Origin of the sequence: Actinopolymorpha pittospori (assembly GCF_014873875.1) — a bacterium.
GTDB classification, from domain to species: Bacteria; Actinomycetota; Actinomycetes; order Propionibacteriales; family Actinopolymorphaceae; genus Actinopolymorpha; species Actinopolymorpha pittospori.
In genome coordinates this window covers 3814735-3833841 of sequence record NZ_JADBEM010000001.1, presented here as the reverse complement: position 1 = coordinate 3833841, position 19107 = coordinate 3814735, and the positions used below count along the sequence as shown (strand labels likewise).

Here is a 19107-nt window from a genome sequence, read left to right as displayed (position 1 = left end):
TCCTCCGACCCTGACGGGAGGATCTGATCATGGCAGATGGGCAGCGCTCGACCGATCGTGCGGGACGCAGGGCGAAGAGGTTTCTCTCGCCGTCGCAGAAGTACGAGATCTGGCTTCAGCTGGTGCGTGGGGAGACCACAATCGCCGAGGCGGCCGAGCAGTATCAGGTGGATCGGTCGACGATCATGCGGATACGCACCGTGGCCAAGGAGGGCGCGTTGTCGGCCCTTGCGGCGTCCAAGCCGGGCCGGCAGCAGGCCGAGCGGGACTGGGAGCTGGAGCAGGCTCGTGCCGAGGCGGCCCGGCTCGGGGAGGCCCTGAAGGAGATGGCGGTCAAGCTCACGTTGGTGGAGGGAAAAGACGGCTGGGGTTCGAGGGTGTGATCCCACGACGGGTCGACGCGGCCGCCAAGGCTGGGCTGCTGGACCTCATCGGCGAGGCGTCGGGCCAGGGCTGGACTGTCCGAGACGCGCGCCGGGTGCTGCAGCTGAACGAGCTGCGCTACTACCGGTGGGTCGACCGAGCCGGCCACGGTTCTGGGCTGGCCGACAATACGCCGGGCGGCAGCCCGTCCCATGGCCTGCTGCCGGCTGAGGAGGCGGCGATCCTTGAGCTGTTCGACCTATGGGCCGAGACCGACCGGTCCCATCGCAAGCTCGCCCACCGCGGCTCCTACACCGGTGTGGTGTGGGTGTCGCCGTCGACGGTGCGAAGGGTGCTTTTCCTGCACGACAAGCGGTTCCGGCCACTGCCACGGCCGGGACGGTCGGTCCGCAAGCCGTTCCCCGCCTGGGTCGAGTACCGGCCCAGGCAGCTGTGGGTTTACGACACGACCCACTTCACCAGGTGCGGGATGAACGTGACCGTGGTGGAGGATCTGGTCTCGCGCAAGTGGCTATCGACGCATGTCTCATCCGAGGAGACCTCCACCCAGGTCGAGCTCGCGTTCACCGCCGCACTCGAGGAAGAGGCCTGTGGGATGAGGCGATCGCCCGCGGCGAGACCGGCCGGGTCGACCTGTCAGGCGCCGACGATGAACGGCTGCCGATCCTGCTCGCTGTCTCCGACAACGGGCCGCAGATGCGGTCCGGGTCGACCCGGGAGTTCCTGGCCATGTGCGCGATCGCCCAGCACTTCGGCCGTCCCGGTGTCCCGCAGGACCAGGGCTGGATCGAGTCGCTGTTCGGGCACGTCAAACGCGAACACCCGCACCTGCTCGCCATCACCGACCCAGTCACGCTACGTGCCGAGCTCGCCGAGGTGCGGTCGTTCTACAACGGCGTTCGCCTGCACGAGTCGATCGGCTACGTCACCCCGAACGACGAACACGACGGACGCGGGCAAGCCATCCGCAAAGCCCGCCGAGACGGGCTCGAACGAGCCCACCAAACCAGGCTTGCCTGGCACCGCAACAACCGGCACACTCAACCCGACCCGGACCCCCGATGATGTTGGCTAATCCGACGCGAATCTCTATCGCAAAGTCAGAAACGGGTCAACCTGCCATCAGGCAAGTTCGCCGCCAACGCCGCCTGGCTCGTCCTCGCCGTCATTGCCTTCAACCTCACCCGCGCCGCCGCCACCCTCACCGGCCCCACGCTGGCCAAAGCCACCACCGCCACCATCCGCCGCACGCTGGTCAACGTCCCCGCCCGGATCGCGACCTCCGCCAGACGCCTCACACTCCACCTCCCACTCGCCTGGCCATGGCAAAGCGGATGGACCGACCTGTTCACCCGAACCTGCGGCCCACCCACAACGATCCCGACCTGACCACCCGCCGCACGCGGCCCGACCGGAGACCTACCAGTGGAACAACCGGACAGGCGAGGTCCGGGACTCCACGCCGCCCCCACACACACCACCGAAACCAAAACGGACCAGACCCACTCACCCGAAGCTCATCGGTGGATTCTCAATGAAGTTGTCAAGCCTCTTGAGCAGTTGGTGGTTCGATTTGAAAGACCCGGTTGTCGCGGAGTAGAGCCCACAAGACGTCGACGCGGCGACGGGCCAACGCGATGAGTGCTTGGACGTGTTTGAGTCCCTGTCCACGCTTCTTGAGGTAGTAGTCGCGGTTGGGTCCCTCGCGCATCATGGCCGCGGAGGCGGACAGGTAGAACACTCTGCGCAGCTTGCGTGAGTAGCGCATCGGCCGGTGCAGGTTCCCGGTGCGTCGTCCGGAGTCACGCGGAACGGGTACGAGCCCGGCAGCCGAGGCGAGCCGGCCGGCGTCGGCGTAGCCGCCCAGGTCCCCGGCTGCGGCGATGAGCTCGGCGCCCAGGATCGGGCCCATGCCCGGCAGGGACTCGATGATCTCGGCCTGAGGGCGCGCGGAAGGTAGTGGTGATGCGAGCGTCCAACTCGCTGATCCGAGTGCCGATCGCCAGGATCTGGACGGCGAGGTCGGCCACGATGCTGGCCGCGACGTCTTGCCCGGGCACAACACTCTGCTGAGCCCTGGCCGCGGCCAGGGCAGCGGCTGCGATCTCCTCCGCGCTGCGGACCTTCGCCCTTGACCAGCCATGCCCGCAGCCGCGACTGCCCGATCCGACGGATCGCCCCGGGGGTCTGGTAGCCGGTCAGTAGAACCAGCGCGCCACGGCTGTGGGCGTAGCCAAGGACCGTTCCAGCGCAGGGAAGTAGCCACTGAGTACGTCGCGGAGCCGGTTGACCATGCGGACCCGGTCCCCGACCAGATCGCTGCGATGGGTCACCAGCAGCCGCAGCTCACTCACCAGCGAAGCCGAGACCTCCACCTCCTGCAGATCGCCGCGGTGTCGAAGCGTCTCGGCGATGACATATGCATCGCGGGCATCGGTCTTGGCTTCACCGCGGTAGGCGCCCGCCATCTGGTTCACGGTCCGACCGGGCACATACCTCACCCGCTGACCCTGCGCCGCCAACAGCGCCAGCAAGAGCCCCGACATCGTCCCCGTGACGTCAACTCCCCACACGACCTCCTCAGCCCGAGTAAGCACGCTGCCGACCGCGTCGAGGATCGCAGCCTCGTCGTTGATGACCCTCGCCGACCAGACGGTCGTGCCGCTCTCGTCGATCAGACAGACCCAGTGATGACCCTTGCCGACATCGACGCCCACCCAGCCGAACGGGATCCGCTTCTTCATCTCATCCTCCTCCGAGCAAACGACATTGCCGTGGCCCGAAGGACACCCCGCCGACAGATCCGTAAACAGCGACCAGGACACGCATCTCAATCAGCAGTCAAGGCGTCCCAGGAGGAGCCGGGCGGCCAATCCATCGGAGCCATCAAGGGCGATCAAGGCTCAGCCACACCCAGCCCTCCCGGGCCAACCAAGAACTTACGGATCCAGGCTTAGACCTGCCGCTCGGACAACATATCGGCCGGCCGTTCCATGAACGCCACGTCATTCGACACGGCGACAAGGCGCCAACCGTTGCTCGCCCACTCGTTGATCTCGTTCTGCCACACGACCATTCCCAACTCCGGTGCGAGGAAGACCGTTGCGTATTCGTACATGCCCGGAGCGTAGGGCATCCATCAGCGGAGGTTCGTCCTGCCTGAGACGCAGACTCTCACCGAGTCGGTCGCCCTCACCGAGGCACGCCGAACCGGCGACGGGTCGTTCGACAACCTGCGCATCACACCCGGCTTGGGATCATCCGGCTTACTACTCCCCCACCGTCATCGAGGCCGCCGGGAAGGACCGCATCTTCCCCGCCGGCCTGGACACGTACCTCGACCACCCACCAAAGCCGAGGATGAGCAGCGACCCGAACGGTCCGTCAAAGACCTCGCCGCCGTGCTCACCGAGGATGCCCACAGGAACGAGAAGGCCTGCTCGCCGAAGGCGGAAGCGTTCGGCCCGCACCGCGAGGTACTCGCCGACCTAGCCGACTCCATCGGCGTCTCCGTCCGCGCCTACGCCGAAGTGTCCCACGGCGAAGCTGAAGATAGGCCCGGCCCTGGCTGTCGCGGGTGATGTCCTCTACATGGGCTTCCCGAGCCGTGCCATGACCGCGCTCGACCCTCGGACCGGCGCGGTGCTGTGGGGGACCACCTCCTGCCCGGTGGCACCTACACCGGTGGCATCGCCTCCTCGCCCGCGGTTGCCGGCGACACGCTGTTCGTGGCTCCAACAACGGCACCTTCTACGCACTGGACCGGCACACCAGTCAGGTGCTGTGCCAGCAGGCTGATCGGCACGTGGGTGGCGGCCGGCCCGGCGGTCAGCGGCAACACCGTCGTCGTCGGCGCGTAGGACGGCAACCTCTACGCGTTCACCGACGACGGCCGGTCCGCCCAGCGGTGGCCCACCCTCACCGGCCTGGTGAAGGACCCGGACACGGGCGCTCCCGTGGACAGCGCGAGGGTCGTCGCCACCCGGAACGGCTCGGCGGTGGCCACCACCAGCAAGCGTGCACAGCGGCTTGGAGCCCCTGATCGGCGGGGTGACCTGCAGCCTCCACCGGCCGGTCGGGCACAACGGGACAGCTCGCGGATCGGCGGCGCGTAAACGGAAAGAGGACCGGCCGGAACGGGACCTTGGCCCCTGCCCGCGGTGCGGCGGCCGCGCGGAGATTTGGAATTGGCCTGTGGGACAAGCGGGGGAGCTCGAGAGGGCTAACAGGATCGAAAGATCCTCCGAGACGACCCTACAACCTGATCCGGGTAATGCCGGCGAAGGGAAATTGTTCTGCAGGTCCTTTACCATGCCCGGAGGCTGTCGCGGCCGCGTCCGTGAAGCTGGGACCGCAGAGCGCCGGGCTTCCGGAGACGGCTGCGGCGAGCGCGGCCAGATCATGGCTGCTGACGAGGCGGACCCGTCACACCCTTCCACCGCCGCCCAGAGCCCTCACCCACAAGTCGATGATGACCTGCTCACGTGGTGGGGGTCGCCTACGCCAGCGAACGCGGGCGCGCTGCTGACGTAGGCGACCCCTCGGGGCACAGAACTCGGTCGGCCCTTGTGAAGTCTGCCCGAGGATGAGGGCCCGCTAACGTAAGCAGTCCACCACTCGAATGGACTCCAGCCACACCGTGGGCCAGGTCATAAGTCCCACCTCGGCGAGGCCCATCGAGGCGCCGGGATGCTCACGCAGCCAGGCGGCGAAGGTGTCCGACTGGCTATCTGGCAGCAGGTCAATCGGAGTGTTGGTGTCGAGGTTCATCAGCACGGTGCCATACACCCGGCCACGTCGGAACGCGAAATCGTCGACCCCAAGCACGCTGACAATCCCGGTTGGCGGGTCGGGTAGCGCTCGCACCATGCGCAGCAGGGTGGATCGGCTAGTCCCCACGCCCAGACATCGAGCAAGCCGCGCACCGGCTCTGTCCGCGAGCGCGATCCCGATCGACTCCAACTGGCCGCGCACCAACGGCGTTCGCCGAGCATGCGGCGAGGTCAGCCCGGGAATCTGTTCGGCGAATGTCACCGCTCCACAGCCGTCGGCGATGCAAAAGAACCGTCGTACCTGCAACTTGATCACTACCGGTCGGCCTCCTATCGCGGTGTCGGCAAGCCTGCGCCAGTAGCGGCTGTGCACCCGCGCCGAACCGGCACCACACTGAGGACACAGAGCACCCCCGCTCGAGGCACGTGCCCAGATCACCACCTCCGATTCCAGATGTTCGACGCCGCGAACCACGACATCAGCCAGATGGGGCAGCAACAGCGGCAGCGAAACAAACACTCGACATAGCCATTCTTGTTCAGGCGTTTCCTGGTCGAAACAGAACCCTGCACGAGAAGGGCCTTCCTTGCCCACCTGACATACACGCGACAAAGTCAAAATCTGGTTACTACAAGAATCCCGAAGAACCCGCCAGCAACAGAGAAGCCGCACAGCTCCAATAGCAGTCCGTCATCGGCTCACTAAATTTGTGCCAGATCCACCTTTTCATGGCCATGGACACCTGGCGGGCATTCCTGCGCCGATTCGATCTCGAACACACCTTCCGCATGCTCAAACAAACCCTCGGCGGGACCAAACCGAAGATCCGCCACCCCGAAGCGGCCGACCGCTGGACCTGGCTCATCGTCGTCGCCTACACCCAGCTACGACTTGCCCGCGATCTCACTGACCACATCCGTCGCCCCTGGGAACCCCGCCAACAAGCAGGCCGCCCGCTCACACCGGCACAAGTACACCGCGGCTATCGGAACATCCACCGGAAACTACCCGTCCCCGCCCGCGCACCAAAACCCAGCCGGCCAGGCCCAGGACGCCCACCAGGCCGTAAAAACCGCCGACAAGCACCACGCCACAACGTCGGCAAACACACCAACCAACCTCATGACGAAAGGACCAGAGGTTAAACGACAAGCTAAGGCCACTCAAGCATCCCCAGCGTTTTTCAGGTCGAAGTAGCTAGCCTCGCGCGAGCATGTACTCCGAGTAGCCCGCAGACGATCCGGCGCTACACGCTGTTCAGACCTTCTCGTCCAGCAGGTCGTTCAGCAGGTCCGCCGGCAGCAGGCGGGCGCATCCGTCCCAGTACCGGCTCGCCGTGCAGACCGGCCCCGGGTGCCGATTCGGGCAGATCTGTGCGAATGCGTCGTCGACCGCCTTCTTCGCCTCGGGTGCTGCCACGCTCGTCTCCCCTCACCCGACCTTGGCTCCCTCCATGTCTTCTTCCCCCGATGCGTGCCTGGACACAGCAATGCGCCGACCAGTGGCAGCACCACGTAGCAGAACACCCGCCGTGCGCGGTTACGCCCGCGCCGTCACCGCGGCCTTACTGACGCGCGAATCGAATGTTGCATCTACTCCACGCAATTGGGAGGAGGCTGCCATGGGCACGACTAAGCTTCGCTCGTTCCTGGTGGGTCAGGCCCACCGCAGAGAAGGAGTAGTCCCATCACCGCCTCTCTCACTTTCGCGGAGCTGTTGCGCCGGTATCGGCACGCGGCGCGTCTGACGTTGGAGCAGCTCGCTGACGCGTCGCGGGTCAGTGCGCGCACGCTGTCGGACATGGAGCGGGGACGCAGCAGGGGACCCCAGCACCGAACCGTCTCCGCCCTGGCGGGCGCGCTCGCTCTGGAGGGGACCCCCCGCGAGGAGTTCATCGAGTTGGCGCGGTCCGGACGACTGCGTGATCACTGGAGGCGTCCCACAGGCCTGTGCGAGCTACCCCGATCCGTCGACGACTTCACCGGCCGGGCCGCGGAACTCGCCTGGACGAACGAACTCGTTCATGCCGCCGGCTCGCCAACTGTCGCCGGGGTGGGGCTCATCACCGGCCCCGCCGGGTTGGGAAAGACCACGTTCGCCGTCCGTGCCGCCCACGCTCTGCGGCCAGACTTTCCGGACGGGGTGTTCTTCCTCGATCTGTTCGGCATGTCGGCCCAGCCCCTCGCCGTCGAGGAGGCGTTGGCAAGGCTGCTCCGAGCGCTCGGTGTCGCGGACAAGCGCATGCCTCCCAACACCGCCGGGCGTGCCTCCTTGTACCGGTCGATGCTGCGGGACAGGCGCGTCGTGGTCGTGCTCGACAACGCCGCCTCGGAGGAGCAGATTCGTCCGCTCCTGCCGGGTGGCGGCGCCGGTAGGACTCTGGTGACCAGTCGCCGGTTGCTGGCCGGTCTGGAAGGCGTGCGCAGACTGAGCCTGGGGCCCTTGCCGCTGCTGGAGGCCACCGAACTGCTGACCGGCATTCTGGGCGAACGCTGCGAATCGGACGGGGAGCCGGCCCTTACCCAGCTCGCGCAGCTGTGCGGTGGCCTGCCTCTCGCACTGCGGATCATCGGAAACCGGTTGGTCAGCCGCCCAGGCTGGAACGCCGCCGGACTCGTCGCCCGGCTGTCGAACGAGGAACGCCGCCTCGACCAGCTCAGGGCGGGCGACCTCAAGATCGCCAATGCGTTCGAGATGTCCTACGAACAGCTCGCGGACTCCGCACGGCGGGTCTTCCGCCGGCTCGCCCTGGTGCCCGGCCGGGACTTCGACGCTGCCCTCGCCGCGGTGCTGGGTGAGACCGCGATCGAGGGCGCCTGGGATGCTCTCGACGAGCTGGTCGACCTCGGCCTGCTGCAAGACAGTACGTCTGGCCGTTACCGCTTCCACGACCTGGTCCGCCTCTTCGCCCGCAACAAGCTTCAGGAGGAGGACACCTCGGCGCAGCGCGATGCGCTGACCAGAAGCATCACGTCGTGGCTGCTGCGGATGGCCGCGACAGCCGGGCGGTGGTTCGAACCCACCTTCGGCCGTCCCGACCGGTCTGACCCCGACCTCGCCGACCTGACCTCCATCGACGAAGCCGACCGCTGGCTGCGCGTGAACGTGGACAACTGGCTGGGCGCGTTGCGGTATGCGGCGAGCAGCGGCCAGCACTCCCTCGCCCTCGACTGCGCCGAGTCGATGCACTGGTTCTCCGACCGGTGGATGCACGGGCCGCATTGGCGGGAGGTTTTCACGCTCGGCGCGCAGGCCGCCGCCGCCCTGGGCGATCAGGCGCAACATGCCGCTCAGTTGAACCATCTGGCCTGGGTCCACCTGGTGACGCCTGGGGACCCGGAAGCCACCCTGCGGTACGCGACGCGGGCGTTGGACCTCGCCACCCGCAGCGGCGCCACGCCACAGATCGCCTAGGCCCACCAGAACGCCGGCATTGCGCTTCGACGGCTCGGACGACTCGATGAAGCCGTCGCGTCGGCATCCCGGGCGGCAGAGATGTTCAAGGCCAACGACGACATCGACGGGTACTGCCAGTGTCTCGGCACCCTGGGCGACTGCCTTCGCGACGATGGACGCTACGCCGAAGCACTGGACCAGTTCCTCACGATGCATGACCTGGCGGACCACGAGGGGTCTGGGATGACACCGAGCATCGCGGCGCTCACCCGCCCATCCACGCTGGCACGGGTCGGCGAATGCCTGGGACTGCTCGGCCGCCCGACCGAAGCGGTCACCAAGCTCACCGAGGCGATCAGCCTCATGGAGGAGCTCCAGTTGTCCGGCCAACAAGCCCGCTCCCTGGAGATACTCGCGGCCGTCCTGGTCGACGAGGGTCGCACCGACGAGAGCCGCCGAGCCTACGAGCGGGCGGCCGAGGTGTTCGAGGCGATCGGTGACATCGAGGCGAGTAGCCGCTGCCAGGACCTGGCAACCGCCGCCGCTGACACGCCGAAGGTCAGTTGACCGCGGAACTTCTGCTTGCTGTTCTGCATGGTCATGTCTCTCCCCAAGGACTTGGATTGAGCGCACAGGACAGGCATTGGCCCCGTCCACACATCCAGGTCAGGAGTGACCATGACAAGAATCAGGAACGTCGTGCTCGTGCACGGCGGGTTCGTGGACGGATCCGGTTGGCAGGGCGTCTACGACAACCTCGCCAAAGACGGTTACCGAATCCACATCGTGCAGAACCCCACGCTGTCCCTTGAAGGCGACGTCGCCGCGACCCGTCACGTCCTGGACACGCTCGACGGCCCTGCCGTCCTGGTCGGCCACTCCTACGGCGGGGTCGTCATCACCGAAGCCGGTACGCACCCCCACGTGGCGGCACTGGCCTACATCGCCGCCTTCGCCCCCGACAAGGGCGAGTCGGTCAGCACACTAATCGCCGACCCACCGCCCGGTGCCCCTGTACCGCCCATCCTGCCGCCGCGCGACGGCTTCTCTATCTCGACCGTGACAAGTTTTACAACGCGTTCGCCGCCGATCTGCCCGCGCAGCTGGCCGCGTTCATGGCCGACGCACAGGTCCCCTGGGGCGTGGACGCCCTCGGCGGAGCGGTCACCGAACCAGCCTGGCGGAACAAGCCGAGCTGGTACCTCGTCGCCACCGAGGACCGCATGATCCCGCCCCGGCCCAACGCGCCATGGCCGACCGCGCCGGATCCTCCGTCGTCGAAGCCATCGGCAGCCACGCCGTCTACGTCTCCCAGCCCGCCGCTGTCGCCGACCTCATCCGTCACGCCGCCGCCTGATCACGACCGTCATCGGCTCGAATCACCTGCCGTCGTCCCCCGGTCACCGATGCGAGTCAGGCGAGGGTGAGGCCGCCGCCAATCCGCTGGACCCAGGTGTGACATAACCCAAACATCAACGGGAAGCCCAGGTCAGAAAACGTCTCTGCCTGGGCTTCGATAAAGCCGCAGTGTGACGACTGGACAACGAGAAGCCGAGGTCCACAGGCTTATCCACAGCGTTTAGAACAAGAGGCCTAAAGGACCTGGATTCGTGTGACTTGGGCCCGACCATGCGGGCCTCGCGGCGGGTATCTGGCCGGTGGGTCCAGCACACCCTCACGAGGGTCGCCTATGCCCTTGGCCACGCCTCCGCACTGGGGCATAGGCGGCTCGCCCTTCCGGCCGTACTGCCACTCTAAAAGCCCTTGAGGACTGGCAGAGGTAGCTCGGCACGCAGTGCCACTGCGTGCCATCAGGGCTGGGCCTTCAATGCGTGCCGAGCGCTGCCGCGACCGGTGTAGTGCCCTTCCCAACAGTCCGAGCGCGACGAATACGCTGGTCCACAGCAGCAACAGCCTCCAGTTGCGGCCACGAGGCCGAGCGCATGACCGAGCTGATGAGCGACCTGACAGCCCGACGAGCGGCGCCGAGCCGACTGCGGCGAGGCCGGCGGCGATGCTGACGACGACGATCACGCCGAAGCTGAAGCAGACACACAGCGTCGCCGCGACCGCCTTGCCGAGGAACAGCCGAGTGCGCGTGCACGAGCGGGTGAGGATGGTCGTCCAGGTGCCGTGGCGGTCTCGCTGGCGAAGCTGTCACCGGCGAACAGGCCGGCCAGTAGGGGCGCTCCCCAGGCGGTAGCCCAGCTCAGCATGGTCAGCGAGGTGGCGAAACCCGTGGTGCCTGACCAGCGGCTGAACAGGGTGTCGGACGGGCGGGTGGACCCCACTCGCTCCGACGCTGCCGCTTGCGTACGATCTGCGGGTCGAAACACCCGCCTGTGTCCCTGGGCACCTCGATCTGCACCGGCCCGATCGCGGTCAACACCGTCTTTGCCCGGGTGCCGTTGCGAGAGTTACCCGAGCCTCGGCCGGCTGGATCATGCCCGTCATAGCCGAGGTGCTCGGTCAACTCCTCCTCCAGCGCGGTCTCCAACACCCGGCCGGTGAGCTGGTTCAACAAACGGGGCCTACCAGCTCGATCCCCGTTCGTTCGCCTGCACCACCAACCGGCGGGCGACCTCCTGAGGATCAACGTTGCTGTTGCCATCCACACGCCCATCGTCTCGGCCATCACCTGTTCCTTCCTCACCGAGAGCCGCGCGGTGTCGCAGGCCAGGCCAGATCCACCGTTCGTCAGACCGTCCCGATCCGGGCTTAACGCCGCACGCACATCAACCGAAGATCGCTAGCGGCCTTGAACAGCGGATCGAAGTTTCGTCCTGGCTCATCCGGCCAGTTCCCGGAGCGACGCACGACGGCCACCCCGGCTTTCTACGGTGTTCCGGCGCGCCGCCCACCTCGCGGGGCGGTCCGTGTCTCCCCACGTGCATGAGGTTGTGCACGGCGATCTCGAAGGGATCACCGAATGAGAACCACAACCAAGGCTCGGCTGACGATCGGGGCGGTGAGCAGCGCACTGGTCGCGCTGGTCGCAGTCAGCCCCGGCGCGTCGGCCGCGGTCCCCACTGCCACCACGCCGGCACCGGAATCGTCCGCGACCGTCAACGGTGCCGTGTTCGCCGACGCGAACAAGAACGGCACACAGGACCGAGGCGAACGGGGCCTGCCGAACGTCAGCGTCTCCGACGGCGTGACCACCGTCCAGACCGACACCCACGGCAAGTACGAACTCCAGACCGACCCGGCGCGCCGCACCGACGAGATCGTGTTCGTCTCCCAGCCGACCGGCTACCTCGTGCCCGTCGACGAGTTCAAGACCCCGCAGTTCTACAAGCACCTCGGTGAACTGGCCGTCGGTCAGGAGGCCAGCGCCTCCTTCGGCCTCGTTCACGCTCCGAGGACCTCGAAACCGAACTTCACCTTCGGCACGTTCACAGACACTCAGACGCTGACGTTGAACGAGGACGTCCGCAAGATCTTCGAGGGTGCGGTAGGTGAGCTCAACCAGCTCAGCGACCAGCCTGAGTTCATGATCGTGTCCGGCGATCTCACGCAGAACTCCACCGAACCGGAGTTCGTGCGGTACCGGAACACCACGGCCACCTCTCGAGTACCGATCTGGCCGGCCGTCGGCAACCACGACTTTGACGACCAGCCGCTCTACGACAACTACCGCAAGTACCTCGGCCCGGAATGGTACTCCTTCGACTACGGCAACCGGCACTTCGTCATCCTCGAGAACACGTCCGGGTTCAAGGATCCTGCGCAGCTGGAGTGGATGCGGAATGACCTGGCCACGAACGCCAAGGGCGACAAGGTCGTGACGGTGGTCGCGCACCGGCCGATGCAGGCTCCCCCCACCGGCGGTGGCGGCGACTCCCCCGCGCCGTACATCGACCTGATGGAGCAGTACAACACCAAGCTGGTGCTCACCGGCCACACGCACAAGAACGACGTCGACCTGCACGCGATCGAGGGTGCCGCGCACGTCGTCACCAACGCGACCTCGAGCACGCTCGACCAGACGCCCAACGGCTTCCGGGTCGTCACGTTCAGGGGCAGCAAGATCACGTATCCGTTCAAGATGTACGGGGTCGATCACAGCCTCACGGTGACCAGTCCCGCCCCGGGTGGCCGGATCGCCGCCAACGAAGGATCCGTGCAGGTCAACGCCTACAACACGACCTCCAACGTGACCGACGTCGACTACCGCATCGACGGTGGCAAGTGGAAGGGCCTGAGGCAGAGCAGCGCCTTCACCTGGGCCGTGGAAACCCGCGGGCTCGGCCTCCCGGTCGGCGAGCACACCATCGAGGTCCGGGTCACCGACGACACCGGTGAGACCTGGAGAGAGACGTCGAGCTTCCAGGTCGTCCCGGCCGAGGAGCTCAACGCGCCTCGCATGGGTACCGACTGGTCGATGTTCAAGGGCAACTCCGCCTACACCGGTGTCACCCAGGACGTCCTCGGCGACAACCTGCAGCTCGCCTGGACCTACCGCACCCCAGGCACGCTCCTCACATCGTCGCCCGTCGTCGTGGACGGCGTGGTGTACGCCGGCACCCGCGACGAGGACGGCGAGGCGAACCACGCGATCCACGCCATCGACCTGGCCACCGGCGAGCAGCTGTGGCGGTTCCCAACCGACGGGCAGGCCGAAGCAACCCCCGTGGTCGCCGACGGCATCGTCTACGCGGCGTCCGTACGCGGCACCCTCTTCGCCATCGACGCCACGACCGGCGAGAAGATCTGGTCGATCACCAAGGGTGACGAGGTGCGCGATGGTGTGCACCGTGGCTGGATGTACGAGCCGCCGAACTACTCAGATGGCGTGATCTACCAGGTCTACAGCACCGGCGAGCGGCGCCTCATGGCCCTGGACGCCAAGACCGGCACCCAGCTCTGGGACGTCCGCCTCAACGGCGGCTGGATCTCCGAGACCCCGCCCGCTCTCGGCGGTGGCCGGCTGTACATCGACGGCGACAACGACTGGCTGGTCGCGGTGAACGCGAAGACCGGTGCCGAGGAGTGGCGCATCGACGACATGGAATGCACCAACACCACGCCGACCTACTCCGACGAGCTCCTCTACATGGGCTGCGAGGGTGACGAGCTGATCGTCCTCAACGCCGCCACCGGTGAAGAGGTCTGGCGCTACGCCAGCCCCGACGAAAGCTTCCTACGCGGAACCCCGACCGGCTCGTCGCCGGCCATCGTCGACGGCGTGGCATACCAGGGCTTCTCCGACGGCAACATGACCGCTCTCGACGCCAAAACCGGTGAGCTCAAGTGGACCCAGCGGACCGGCGGCGGCATCACGTCGGCTCCGATCGTCAGCGGCGACACGGTCTACTTCGGGTCGAACGACGGCTCCGTCTACGGTCTGGACCGGGCCACCGGCACCCCGACCTGGAAGTTCCAGATCGGCACATGGGTCGCCTCCAGCCCCGCGATCACCGGCAACACGCTGGTGGTCGGTGCCTGGGACGGCAACGTCTACGCCTTCACCGCCGACGACGCCCGCAGAGCCGGGTAAGGCGACGTGAGCCTCAACGTCGAGGTGCCGCTGGCCGCACCGCCACGCTGACGACCACCGCGCTGTCGTAGGCACGCTCACCTCTGGCCTCCGGACCGGCCCGTTCACAGGTCAGTCCGGAGGCCGGACTGTTCCTCTCAGGCGACGTTGCCGTTCGCGCACGATCTGCGGGTTGAAGGTGGCATCGCCGGAGTAGACGCCGGCCTTCCCCGTCCGCCACAGGGCCATTGACAGACCTTGAGGCGGCAAGGCGAAGCCCAGGTCAGAAAACGCCTCTGACCTGGCTTTTGGCTGGAGCCAGCGAGGGGACTTGAACCCCTAACCGCCCGATTACAAGAGGGCCGACCAGCCCCGAATGGGCTGCCACACGCCTGCTGACCTAGCCGTTTGCCTGTCTGGCCTGTCACATAAGGCCCTCGACGACTGCGCTTCATTGACAGTTTCCCGGTCACCTTCGGGGACACCGCGTATGCGGGAAAATTGGGTGCGGTTGCCCGCCGACGTCGGTGGTTCTTGGCGCAGGTGAGCCCGTCTGACAGTTTGACGCTGGGAGCTGCTTCGGGTGCTGCGCATTGTCGCCACGAGCTCGAGGGTCCGACTCTCTCCGTCCCGCTAGCTCCCGCGGGCAGCCGCTTCTGTCCGATCCGGGATCTCAAGAGGGATGGCGTGGACAACGTCGATGAGGACGAGCTACTTGTCGAGCGGGTGGCAGCGCTCGATCTTGGAAAGGCGGCGTTGGAGGCGTGCGTGCGGGTGCCCCACGACTCCAGACCAGGCCGCCGAATGCAGGAGGTGCGCGGCTTCGCCACCACCACCTCAGCACTGATAGGCATGGCCGACTGGTTCCGCACCTGCGGAGTCAGCCGTGTGGTGATGGAGTCGACCAGTGACTACTGGAAGGGCGTCTACTACCTACTCGAGACCGCCGGCTTCGACTGCTGGCTGGTCAACGCCTGCGAGGTGAAGAACGTGCCGGGCCGCCCCAAGACCGACAAACTCGATGCCATCTGGCTGGCCAAAGTCGCCGAACGAGGCATGTGCCGGCCATCCCTGGTGCACCCCAAACCGATCCGGCAACTGCGAGACCTCACCCGATACCGGCGGACCCTGATCCGAGACCGAGGACGGGAGATGCAACGGGTCGAGAAGCTATTGGAAGACGCCCAAATCAAGCTCAGCTCAGTGGTCAGCGACCTCTTCGGGGTGTCGGGACGGGCGATGATGCACGCGCTCATCGCCGGGCAGCGGAACCCGAAGGTACTCGCCGCAATGGCCAAGGGCCGAATGCGCACCAAGACCATCGCACTGCAAGAGGCACTGACCGGGTTCTTCACCGACCACCACGCCACCATCCTGGCGACCATGCTGGACAACATCGACCGCCTCGGCGTCCAGATCACCGACCTCGACGCCAAGATCGAGCTGGCGATCGCCCCCTTCGCCCACCAGGTCGACCAACTCGACGCCATCACCGCGGTCGGCGTCACCTCCGCCCAAGAACTGATCGCCGAGATCGGCATCGACATGAACCGCTTCCCCACGCCCGCCCACCTGGTGTCCTGGGCCAAGTTCTGCCCACAAGTCCACGCCTCCGCCGGCAAGACCAAGAACAAGGGCAGAGGCGGCGGCAACCCATGGCTGGCCGCCACACTCGGCAACATCGCCGCCGCAGCAGCCCGCACCGACACCTTCCTCGGCGCCCGCTACCGGCGCATCGCCCGCCGCCGCGGTAAACAGAAAGCAATCGTCGCCACCGGCAACACCCTGCTCACCATCGCCTACCACCTACTCACCGACCCCGAAGCCCGCTTCCACGACCTCGGCGCCGACCACTACGAATCCCGCATCAACAAAGAACGCCGAGCCCGCAACCTGGCCACCCAACTGCAAGCCGCCACCGGCCAGAAGATACTCATCCGCAACGGCAAAGCCGTCATCCTCGAACCCGAAGCCGCCTAACCACCACCGACCACCCACCCCTAACCGACGATCAACGGTCTGGGCGCTGTGGGGCCAGATAGACCGACGTCCGGCATCGCTTGCCTCTCGCGGGCTCGTCGTCGAGCAGGCAGTGGCCGAGAGCCGCGAACCGGTCCTCGCTGGCACCGGCCGGCGCGAGCCGCTGTTCGTCGCCAGCTGGCTCACCTCACCTCACACCGCTGCGCTCCACCCGCAGCCGCTGCGCCACGCCGGCGACCTCGCCGCGCGCCAACGGGGAGAAACCAATGTCCCTGACAGAAGCCGATGGCGAGCAGGTGTGACTCCATGACCAGCAGCCGAACCCTCATGCGAGGGAAGACTCAAGTTGTCGCCGTTCGTGCCACGGCGATGGTCGTGTCATCATCACCGCGTGAGGATATGGGGCAGGCATCTCGTCAGCAATGCGGCGCTGATCGCCTGGACGGCCGCCGTGCTCGTCGTGGTTCTCGGCGCATGTCAGTCCCCGGATCGGCGCGGCAACGCGACGCCGACCCCGGCGGCCCCACCCTCAGCAACGCCGACCGGATCGGTGTCACCGGCTCCAGCTGAGTCGATCCGATGGAGTGTCGACCTAGAGGACTCCGCCGAGGCCGCTCCAGCCTTCGCCGCAGGAGTCGTTTTCGTGAGCACCCACCACGGCAACCTGGCCGCCCTTGACGCCCAGTCGGGAGCTGTGCGGTGGCGACGCGACCTCGGCGGGTTCGGTGACGCACTGGCGGTGGCAGACGGACAGCTGTACGTCGCCAGCAGCGATGCCCAAACCCCCCAATGCCGCCTGCGCGCCCTCGACGCCGCAAATGGGACTCCCCGGTGGTCGTGGTCCTCCCAACCCTGCTCGCGCTTGTTGGTGGGCGTGGCCGACGGACTCGCCTACCTGACCACCGCAGGCGTCATCGACGCCACCGGAAGCACTCACGAACCCGCCCGCGTCATGGCGCTGGACGCCGACACCGGTCGGCAGCGCTGGAGCGTTCACATAGACAGTCCCAATGCTCAAGTGTCCGCGCCGGTGGTCGCTGCCCGCACGGTCTATGTCACCACCTCTGCCGAGTTGGTCGCACTCGCCGTCGCGGATGGCAGCGTCCGCTGGCGGGTCAGCCTGGACGGCGGAAGCGTGTCGCCGCCCGTGATCCACGGCAGTCTCGTCCACGTCGTTCGTGCATGGGGATACGGCGAGTCCGCCATGTACGCCTTCGACGCACAGTCGGGTCAGCAGCGCTGGGTCTCAGAAGTGCGCGAAGTCGAAGCGTTCCACGCACCGGTAGTAGCCGCCGACGCAGTTGTCGTCGTCAGCCAGGATGCCCAGGTACGCGGGCTGGACCATCGGACAGGTCGGCAGCGCTGGGTCCGCGCGTTTGGTACGAACGACCCCGCCCTCCCGCCTGCGCCTGCCTTTTCGTCGGGCACCACGGTGTACGTCCGTCTGGCCGGCAAACTTCTCGCCCTGGACGCGATGACCGGGCGCACTCGGTGGACCAACCCGAACCCGACTCCTGGCGACCCACTGGGAGCCAACGACGACGTGGTGTATCTAGCCGACACCAGCGGAGTGATCTCGGCCATCGGTGCACCGTGATGCGACACCGTATGCTTGGCTGCTCCGCCGCCCCCCACACACGCCAGCATGGAAGATGTCGAGACGGCCCGGCTCTGACCGCCGTCTCGCAGGAACGGTAGCCTCGCGCGGGTAACCCTGCTTCGCCCACCGTCATGGCACGTGGATGGCACGGGCGACCACCGGACGACGCTCGGGTTAGGAACCCATGGTCATCTGTCCAGATCCGTTCAGCGTTGCTCGTTCACGCTCGAGATTGGTTCGGTCGGCGATCGCCCGCTGCTCGCGAGGCTGCGGCCCCGACGTCCTTCGAGGTAGCCGGGCCCCCGGTGGAAGAGCCGACGGTCGCGACACGGTCCCAGCTGAAGAGCTCGGGATCATCCGGATCGATGGTCAGCCGCAGGTACTCAAACGGCAGGTCCTCGCCGTGCACGACGATGCGGGTGAAATTCTCGAGTCCGAGTGGGTTGTCGACTCTGTACACGTGCGAGTCACCCTGCAGGAGCAGCACCTCGCCGTCGAAGGCCGCAGTCCGCGTAGAGATTCGTTCGACGAACGCTGCCTCTGCGCTCGACGGCGGGAACGTGTCGGCCTGCATGAAGAGTACGACGCCCTGAAGGTTCGCCGCCTCCGCCGCATCGAACGTCTCGTCGATCCATGCGAGCGCCGCATCCTTGCGGGCAGCGACCTCGGCGGACTGCTCCGGCGTCGGTTCGTTGAAGCCGATTCCGCTCCACGGCGAGAGGCCGTTGCTGCTGCCGATCACATGCAGCGTCGCGAACGCGGTGCGCGACTCGATCCAGCGGACGTTCTCGACGAACTCCGGTTGGTAGTCCACGCGCATCGGTCGTCGACCGAGCACGGAGCCGGGCTCGGGGAAGAACAGCTCGCGGAGCGCGTCGAGTCGCTCGAGCGGGTTGTAGGCACCAGCCGCAGTACGGTGGCAGTCGGCCCATTCGTTGTCGCCCGGCGTGTACACGAGCGGGTCCTCGAGTTGCTCGAAGGCGTCGTACACGGCGGCGAAGCGCTCATCGCTGCACGTGGTGCTTCCGCTCTTGATGTCGCCGACGTGCACGCCGACCCGCACCTTGGGGTCGGAGTTGATGGCGTCGATGAGATCACCGAACGCGGCTTCCTGGTCAGTGCCATAGGGAACGTCGCCAAACACAGCGAGCGAGACAGGATTCTCGGAGCGGTCGGCGGTCGTGCCGGCGTTCGCACTGGGTGTGGATATGACGGGGACGATCGTTGCGCCCGCAAGGGCAACCGCAATCGATGTGTTTCGCAGCAGGCGGTTCATCGCTCGATCTCACCGCGGCGAATTGACCAGCCCGTGACTGCGCTGTGGCCAGTCGGTGATCTCGCGCGAGCCGTCGAGATTCCCAGGCTCCCGATAATGGGCCTGGTGCGGGGCGGGGTCCTCTCTCGCCGCAGGGGCACCGCCACAGGCCCACGTCGAAGCGAGCACCGCCCGGCGACGACTAAATTTAGATCGCATTCCAGGGGGCGAGATTGCGGA

The 19107-nt window shown here is 66.7% G+C and carries 15 protein-coding genes and 3 pseudogenes; 11 read left to right on the top strand and 7 right to left on the bottom strand.

The annotated features are described in order from the left end of the window. The first annotated feature begins 29 nt into the window (after positions 1 to 29). From HEB94_RS18145 to HEB94_RS18135, 3 genes and pseudogenes are all read left to right on the top strand, one after another. A complete protein-coding gene (locus tag HEB94_RS18145; protein ID WP_192750987.1) occupies positions 30 to 383 on the top strand; it encodes a helix-turn-helix domain-containing protein in 354 nt (117 codons plus the stop codon). Positions 384 to 891: 508 nt separating this feature from the next. Further along, the gene (locus tag HEB94_RS53595; protein ID WP_202896411.1) at positions 892 to 1449 is read left to right on the top strand and encodes an integrase core domain-containing protein; all 558 of its coding nucleotides are present in this window, start codon (positions 892 to 894) and stop codon (positions 1447 to 1449) included. A 48-nt stretch (positions 1450 to 1497) separates the two neighbouring features. Beyond that, positions 1498 to 1773: pseudogene (locus HEB94_RS18135) on the top strand (transposase); the annotation flags it as partial. A gap of 154 nt (positions 1774 to 1927) precedes the next feature. On the opposite strand, the pseudogene HEB94_RS18130 reads toward HEB94_RS18135, so the two are convergent. The 3 genes and pseudogenes from HEB94_RS18130 to HEB94_RS18120 all read right to left on the bottom strand — a co-directional run bounded on the left by HEB94_RS18130 (position 1928) and on the right by HEB94_RS18120 (position 3806). Next, a pseudogene (locus tag HEB94_RS18130) lies at positions 1928 to 3128 on the bottom strand (IS110 family RNA-guided transposase). A 209-nt stretch (positions 3129 to 3337) separates the two neighbouring features. Beyond that, entirely contained in the window at positions 3338 to 3502 is a 165-nt protein-coding gene (locus tag HEB94_RS18125) for a hypothetical protein (protein ID WP_192750986.1), read from the bottom strand. A 151-nt stretch (positions 3503 to 3653) separates the two neighbouring features. Beyond that, on the bottom strand, positions 3654 to 3806 hold the full coding sequence (locus HEB94_RS18120; RefSeq protein ID WP_192750985.1) for a hypothetical protein: 153 nt from the start codon (positions 3804 to 3806) through the stop codon (positions 3654 to 3656). A gap of 225 nt (positions 3807 to 4031) precedes the next feature. On the opposite strand from HEB94_RS18120, the gene HEB94_RS18115 reads away from it, so the two are divergent. Further along, on the top strand, positions 4032 to 4244 hold the full coding sequence (locus tag HEB94_RS18115; protein ID WP_192750984.1) for a hypothetical protein: 213 nt from the start codon (positions 4032 to 4034) through the stop codon (positions 4242 to 4244). Positions 4245 to 4980: 736 nt separating this feature from the next. Here HEB94_RS18115 and HEB94_RS18110 read toward each other — a convergent pair. Then, complete coding sequence (locus HEB94_RS18110) at positions 4981 to 5751, bottom strand: transposase family protein (RefSeq protein ID WP_192750983.1); 771 nt, start codon at positions 5749 to 5751, stop codon at positions 4981 to 4983. Positions 5752 to 5885: 134 nt separating this feature from the next. On the opposite strand from HEB94_RS18110, the gene HEB94_RS18105 reads away from it, so the two are divergent. After that, the gene (locus HEB94_RS18105) at positions 5886 to 6302 is read left to right on the top strand and encodes a hypothetical protein (protein WP_192750982.1); all 417 of its coding nucleotides are present in this window, start codon (positions 5886 to 5888) and stop codon (positions 6300 to 6302) included. A 112-nt stretch (positions 6303 to 6414) separates the two neighbouring features. On the opposite strand, the gene HEB94_RS18100 is transcribed toward HEB94_RS18105, so the two are convergent. Continuing rightward, on the bottom strand, positions 6415 to 6576 hold the full coding sequence (locus HEB94_RS18100; protein WP_192750981.1) for a hypothetical protein: 162 nt from the start codon (positions 6574 to 6576) through the stop codon (positions 6415 to 6417). Between the two features lie 297 nt (positions 6577 to 6873). Here HEB94_RS18100 and HEB94_RS18095 point away from each other — a divergent pair, with 297 nt between their 5' ends. The 3 genes from HEB94_RS18095 to HEB94_RS18085 all read left to right on the top strand — a co-directional run bounded on the left by HEB94_RS18095 (position 6874) and on the right by HEB94_RS18085 (position 9780). Beyond that, positions 6874 to 8571, top strand: a complete 1698-nt coding sequence (locus tag HEB94_RS18095) for an XRE family transcriptional regulator (protein ID WP_192750980.1) — start codon at positions 6874 to 6876, stop codon at positions 8569 to 8571. 18 nt (positions 8572 to 8589) lie between these two features. Next, positions 8590 to 9120 (top strand): tetratricopeptide repeat protein, encoded by a 531-nt coding sequence (locus HEB94_RS53590; RefSeq protein ID WP_337918533.1) that lies wholly within the window; start codon positions 8590 to 8592, stop codon positions 9118 to 9120. Between the two features lie 111 nt (positions 9121 to 9231). Further along, positions 9232 to 9780 (top strand): alpha/beta fold hydrolase, encoded by a 549-nt coding sequence (locus HEB94_RS18085; RefSeq protein WP_202896410.1) that lies wholly within the window; start codon positions 9232 to 9234, stop codon positions 9778 to 9780. 1069 nt (positions 9781 to 10849) lie between these two features. Here HEB94_RS18085 and HEB94_RS18080 read toward each other — a convergent pair. Beyond that, positions 10850 to 11123 (bottom strand): annotated as a pseudogene (locus HEB94_RS18080) (transposase); the annotation flags it as partial. 359 nt (positions 11124 to 11482) lie between these two features. Between HEB94_RS18080 and HEB94_RS18075 the strand changes: the two are divergent. From HEB94_RS18075 to HEB94_RS52510, 3 genes are all read left to right on the top strand, one after another. Next, positions 11483 to 14053 (top strand): outer membrane protein assembly factor BamB family protein, encoded by a 2571-nt coding sequence (locus HEB94_RS18075; RefSeq protein WP_192750978.1) that lies wholly within the window; start codon positions 11483 to 11485, stop codon positions 14051 to 14053. Between the two features lie 666 nt (positions 14054 to 14719). Further along, positions 14720 to 16012, top strand: a complete 1293-nt coding sequence (locus HEB94_RS18070; RefSeq protein WP_192750977.1) for an IS110 family RNA-guided transposase — start codon at positions 14720 to 14722, stop codon at positions 16010 to 16012. Between the two features lie 550 nt (positions 16013 to 16562). Beyond that, a complete protein-coding gene (locus tag HEB94_RS52510; protein WP_337918532.1) occupies positions 16563 to 17609 on the top strand; it encodes a PQQ-binding-like beta-propeller repeat protein in 1047 nt (348 codons plus the stop codon). Between the two features lie 223 nt (positions 17610 to 17832). On the opposite strand, the gene HEB94_RS18060 is transcribed toward HEB94_RS52510, so the two are convergent. After that, the gene (locus HEB94_RS18060) at positions 17833 to 18888 is read right to left on the bottom strand and encodes a hypothetical protein (protein ID WP_192750975.1); all 1056 of its coding nucleotides are present in this window, start codon (positions 18886 to 18888) and stop codon (positions 17833 to 17835) included. Positions 18889 to 19107 lie beyond the last annotated feature (219 nt).